The sequence below is a fragment of the Alkanindiges hydrocarboniclasticus genome (genome assembly GCF_001982605.1).
GTDB classification, from domain to species: Bacteria; Pseudomonadota; Gammaproteobacteria; order Pseudomonadales; family Moraxellaceae; genus Alkanindiges; species Alkanindiges hydrocarboniclasticus.
The window spans coordinates 1-5,981 of sequence record NZ_MLCN01000054.1; the positions used below are offsets into that span (position 1 = coordinate 1).

Annotated in this window: 3 protein-coding genes and 1 pseudogene; 3 read left to right on the forward strand and 1 reads right to left on the reverse strand. The window is 37.6% G+C overall.

What is annotated here, in order from left to right; genetic code table 11:
- Positions 1–1,435 precede the first annotated feature (1,435 nt).
- Positions 1,436–2,788 (forward strand): hypothetical protein, encoded by a 1,353-nt coding sequence (locus BKE30_RS14610; protein ID WP_143253791.1) that lies wholly within the window; start codon positions 1,436–1,438, stop codon positions 2,786–2,788.
- Positions 2,789–3,293: 505 nt separating this feature from the next.
- Positions 3,294–3,410 (forward strand): annotated as a pseudogene (locus BKE30_RS16605) (IS481 family transposase); the annotation flags it as partial.
- Positions 3,411–3,522: 112 nt separating this feature from the next.
- Here the strand turns inward: BKE30_RS16605 and BKE30_RS14620 are convergent.
- Positions 3,523–4,434, reverse strand: a complete 912-nt coding sequence (locus BKE30_RS14620; protein WP_076879304.1) for a replication initiation protein — start codon at positions 4,432–4,434, stop codon at positions 3,523–3,525.
- A gap of 615 nt (positions 4,435–5,049) precedes the next feature.
- Between BKE30_RS14620 and BKE30_RS14625 the strand changes: the two genes are divergently transcribed.
- The gene (locus BKE30_RS14625; protein WP_143253793.1) at positions 5,050–5,259 is read left to right on the forward strand and encodes a hypothetical protein; all 210 of its coding nucleotides are present in this window, start codon (positions 5,050–5,052) and stop codon (positions 5,257–5,259) included.
- Positions 5,260–5,981 lie beyond the last annotated feature (722 nt).

The following is a 5,981-nucleotide window of genomic DNA, read 5'->3' on the forward strand; positions in this document are numbered from 1 at the left end:
TTTTGAAGTTTTGAAGTTTTGAAGTTTTGAAGTTTTGAAGTTTTATAGCATACCTGTATTAGTGAATTTGGTTTTTATCTTATTAATAGTTGAAACTCGTTAGTTCGATATACTTAAAATTAACCATTTATGAATATTTGACATCCTCCCATCCTTATAAAGGGAGAATTCCTACTGCTAAACGGCAATGTCCTGCCGCGAATATGTTTCTGGGTGCATTGACATCGCGGTCATGCATCGTGTTATAGGCACCACAGAACCATATCCTCATCCCTAATCCTTTTAGTCCAATAGGATCTGTACGGCTGCTATACTCGCTACCTTGCGCAGCAGTGCTGCGCAGGTAGTATGAGCTTTATTAATTTCCGCGAAACATATTCCTGCCTAATGGCACTTATATCGGAGCATATCCTCAACTATATCAAAACCAGTATCTAAGACTGATTTTGCCATTTTAGACTCAGCTCACTTCTTAGCTGAGAAGTTACCCAAAGGGATGGCTGCATGCTGCTTCATCAATTGCGTGCTGGCTTTATGCAAATGGTCTTGATGGCTGTTCCTAATTTTCGTGTGTAAGGCTTTAGCCTGATGTTTTTTGTTTATACGCTCGGTTATGGCCAGTTTGGCTTCGTAGCGCTTTTAGTATTCTAGATTGATAGTCACTGTACCATCAGAACAGGTGGCAAGGTCTTTTAGGCCCAAGTCTCTACCGATTGACGTAGTGGCTATGGCTTGTTTTATACCTTACGCGGTAGTGCCTCTTATATTCATAACTAACATGCATACCGTCTACTGCGTGCATCCTGCATAAATGAACCTGTTCTAGCCAGATATTTGGACAATCTGTAGCTGTCCTACAAACCAAACCATGTATGCTGATATTTAATCAGTCCTTGTTCAATCTTAATTGCAATAGCTTTAAATGGTACCCAGCCTAAAGCCTTTTTGGTTAATTATTGCTTACGACGGGTGATGAGTTCTTCAGACACGTTCTGCAGCGTTTAGCTGTGCAGGGTTAATCTGGCTTTAATTGCGCCTCCTGTGTACATGGCACCCTTATAAGCTCATAGGAAATAGTATACGTCTTATTCTATTGCTTTATATCTCAGCCATGAATGACGAAGTTTTACAGTTAACTTTAATAAGAATCATATTATTTTAATGTGTAAAAGTTAACTTTAACATTATTAATAGTTTAAGTTATACGAAAATTATATCTATTCAGCTTATCGCTTAAAATACTTCGATACTTTGTGTAAAAAATACCTAAATAAAATCGATACTTTGCGTAAATTTTATAAATATAAGCTAGAAAATTTTCGATACTTTGTGTAAAACATGGTTGGACTATGCTAGCCTTAAGTTCGATACTTTGTGTAAATAAAGCATTTTTAGAATTCGATACTATCTGTAAACTTTAGCTTACGGGATAATCATGCCAAGGAAAAAACAACAATCTGAAATGACTGCTAATCTTACTCAAAATCTTGAGTTAACAGTCGTCTCTGCTCAGGACAATGAACGGCCTGGTAAAGGCAGTGTGGAAGAGCTACAGCTTTCTTTATTACCATCCGGTGAGAGTAAAGAGCTGTCAGAAATTATTTCAACCGAACGTAACTATGACCGCTGGGCAAACTTTATTTTCCCTCATACTAAATCACCAGATTTAAAGGAAATCCGTAAAAAGGAATGGCGGCTTGAATTACCTAACGGCAAGGAAGGGACTGCCAGTATTTTAATTACACCAGCAAAAGATGGCCGTTGCTATACCGCACGTACTTATGATGTTTATCTGGCATTAGTTTGGTTCTGGCGTGAACTTGGTATGCCCAATGAGCCATTTAAACTTAATTTGTCTCAGATTGCCCGCAAACTGGAAATGCCAACCAGCGGTAAAAATTTAAAAGCCATCTTAAATGAGCTAGAAGTACTTTACTTCACTAATGTGTCCTGGGTTTTATCATTTCAGGATATAACTCAGCGTTTTATGACAACTAAAAACCAGCGGGTACTTGAAACGTTTAACTATGCCACTTTAGAGGAGCGGGGAGGGCTGTCTGGCCAGAGTGGGGTTACCGTTCAGTTTAATGAAAATATCCGCAATAACATCCGTAATAACATTACCACCCCAGTTAACTTTACCGCTCGTAAGGCGATACGGTCTAGTGTCGCCAAAATCCTGTATGGCCGCATTGATTCGATACTTGCATCCCATACACGTCTGGAGCGACGAATCGAGAATCTGGTCGGTGAACTCAATCTTACAGCTCACCGTTATCAGCATAAATCCCAGCGTAAGGTGCTTGGTGAGATGCTGATTAGAAATTTAAACGGACTGGAACTTTCTAATAAAAATATTTTGACAGTTGACTTGTCTGAAACGGTTGATGGCCAAGACTTTAAGCTGATTTTTAAGTCGATACCTTTTGAAGATCGAAAGAAGGGTAGTAAAGGTGTCGCAAAACTAGCTGATCAATCAGTGAAAATCATAAATACTGATCCAGTACTTATTGAAAGTATTGTGGCAGACATGACGGCTCTAACAGGATCAAATAAAGCAAATCTAGGATTATATTATTCTATTGCAAAACACTATTCGGAAAACCTGATTCATCGAGCAATTGGTGAGTTCAAGGAATTAATGAGCTTAAATCCAAAAATCAGTAATAAGTCTGCTTACTTTACGACTATTGTTCATGTCATTGCACATAAAATGGGCGAAGAGTGGATTAAACCTTGTGGTTCGGATTGTCGTTATCGCCCTGAAAATCAATTTTTGCCTGAATAACTTCATTTAAATATTGGTGCTTTAAAAATGCTTTTTCGCTTTTAAATCTGCAATTATTGTACTTAATACATTATCTACCTAATACATTATCTACTTAATGTCTACTTAGCTTGTGGATAACCCTGAAGAGGGTTGCTAGTAAAGGGTTATAGAACAGGTTATTTACACAAAGGGTCGAAGTTATTACACAAAGGGTCGAAGTTTTAATGAAGATTTTACACAAAGGGTCGAGGTTAATTTTAAATTTTACACAAAGGGTCGAGGTTAAAAAAGTTATCCACAAGATAGTTATAGCGTTTAGTTCCTAGCTTAACGTTCATACTGCTTTAAAAGATGCGGATTCTTATAGCCCAGCAGCGTCCCATCAGGTTTGGACGGGGGATGTGACCTATATTCGTATCAAAGACGGCTGGTGCTATCTAGCTGTGGTTTAAACTTGTATGCCAGTCGTATTGTTGGCTTTACTGTGTCAGATTCCCCTGACAGTGTGTTGACAACAAGAGCACTGAAAGATCAGCACATTGCAGCACTTGAACGCAAGCATGAAGACGATGTTGCTTGTAGTGAGATTGACACCTACCATTCTGATTATCTAGGTGCTCAAGATACGTTCTATGTGGGCAAACCATGTCTGTGTTGTACATTGGTGCCACTGGTTTTAAACAATAGCCAGCCAAGTGATCTTACGGCAGATTTAGGGGCACCATTGATAATCCGCTTTGAATGACAAGCTTTTACGGTTGACTTGAGAGTTTTTGTTTACTTATTTCCATTATAAGCGAATGTAAAATTAAAGAGATATCACAATTATTACTAATAGCTTGAATTTCAATATCTTCTTTAGTCAATTCACTATCAAATGCTTGTAGCTTCTTAAACATCGTGTTCTCTGACATGCTCCAGCTAAATGAGTTTCCAAATAGTGGTTTTTTTTCTACTTTTTTGGATTCACTGGGTTCAACAGATTCTCTTTTTTCACCGATATTGAACCGGTAGCCTGCAATAGACCGACCAACTTTGTAGGGTTCAAAGTTAATTTTGAGTGATGTATGTTTATTGATCAGTTCTATGCTGGGTTTAATAATACGGGCTTGAATATTATCCTGACGGTAATCTGGACTAATATCAAAAATTTGCCTGAATGTATCAAGTTCAACTATCCAATACTTTAACGATAAATAGCTTTTGGCAAGCTCATACAATCGCACCGAATAAATCGTATCAAGCTGCTTAATTTCATTCAAAAAATACTGGGTAAACTGGTTTTGTAATTCAGATAAATAAGGAATTACATCATGGCCAATCATGATACTAACCATTCCTTTCTTATCAATATATGATTTTGACTGGATCCAGCGAAACTCCGCATCTTCTTGGCTGCCATCCCGTTTTATCTTTATGGTCCGATTGTACAAGGTGTCAATAGCTTCTTTTAGTAGCTGATAGGCGCCGTCCTGCTGAATGCCGAACATTTCTGCGTAAGTCTGAGCATGCAGGTAATAACGTTTAGTGGAATCTAATCGTTCTTTAGAGTTAAGTTGGGCAATGACACATAATAAAAGACGCATTTCAACTAAAGTCAGCTGAAATTTAGAACGTACCAGTGCATTTGACTTTGTAACCAGCCTTTCTTCTAAATGATCCATAGGGATTCCTCAATACAGTCAGTAATGTAAACAAGCTATATGTAGGAGACAAGGGGTAATTGATGTTTTGTAAGCAAGGTAAATGTAGGTAGATATAAAAAATTATCCAAATATTGAAAACATTTATAGGCAAAAAAACAAGATATATGTAGGTGATTCATCTAATATCACTCTAACATCATCATATTTAGTACCTAATAAGAACTATTTTTTTAGCCAAGTTATTTGTAGTAAATTAAGAAGAACAAATGCAATCCTAACAAGATGAATGTAGGTAGTAAGCAAGATAAATGTAGGCTTAATCCAAGCTAAACGTAGGAGCCATCCAAGTTTTTTGTAGTAAATTAACTTTTCTACTATATATAGAAAGGAAAAGAATTTGAATTTAAATAGCTTTTTAGTTATCCGCTATTTTGTGGATAACTAATTTTTAAAAATCAAAAAAATAAATTTGAAGTGAAAAAAAGTTATCAGTACAAAATCCAAGGCAATTGTAGGTAGCTGCAGATACACCAACTATCATGATCAAAACTGGGGTCAACTAGACTAACCACACTCAAAAGCCCGGTGGATGGCATGGTACACTAACTTTTCATTAATACCGTGGATGGAGTGGTGACCCCTGTACAGGTGCTGATAGTAATTGTGCCGAAGAATAATCTGCTAGAAGTTAAAGCATTTATTTCCAATAAAGACAACATCATTATGCATGATGGCCAGACGGCTGAAATCAAAATTGAAAACTTCCTGCATTCGCGCTGTGGCATGATGGGAAGGTCTTGTCGATCTCGCATCATGCCATTGATGATGAAAAACTGGGGCTGATTTATTCATCACTGCGACGTATGTAAAAAAGTAGTATCAATGTCGATGGCAAACAGGTCAACTTAAGCCCTGTTATGGCGGTAACGGTTAAGATTAAAACGGGACAACGCTGCCTAATTGAGTATTTCTTAAGTCCATTAATTCAAAATGCCAAAGACAGCCCGCACTAGTGCTAAACATAAGTATTAACAGAATGTAGATAAATTAATCAATATATCAATCCTGACTGTCTAAGCGATAGTCAGTGAACTGCCACAGAGAGGGGAAAGTCAACAGCGTTATTTCAACTTCAAAAGGCAGGATGGCGGCCAGTTTTACTATGCTGAAGAAGACCGCGAGTAAACGCTAGCGATAGGGTTTTAATGCGAATCCTGATAAAGTAACTAAGTTACAACTATCCATCTTATAATTGGATAAAATCTAAAAATCAACGTGCTTTAAAGAAAATCCATCTTAGCGCGTAATACTGGAAAATACACACAAGGCCTTGCTTTTATGACAGTTGTCGCATCAAATTTATTGGTTAAACAACTTAAGCAAACAGCCAGCATCGTGTTGACTTGCATACGCCTATTTGTTCGGGTAAAGGCCATTACTGCTTCCCCCTGTGGTCATACCTTTGCCTATGGCATTGACTTAAATACCAGTGAAATCATTAAAATCCGGCTTAATACTGTTGATGAAGGCGTTGACGATTTAATGCAGGCCAGACAGATGAGCCG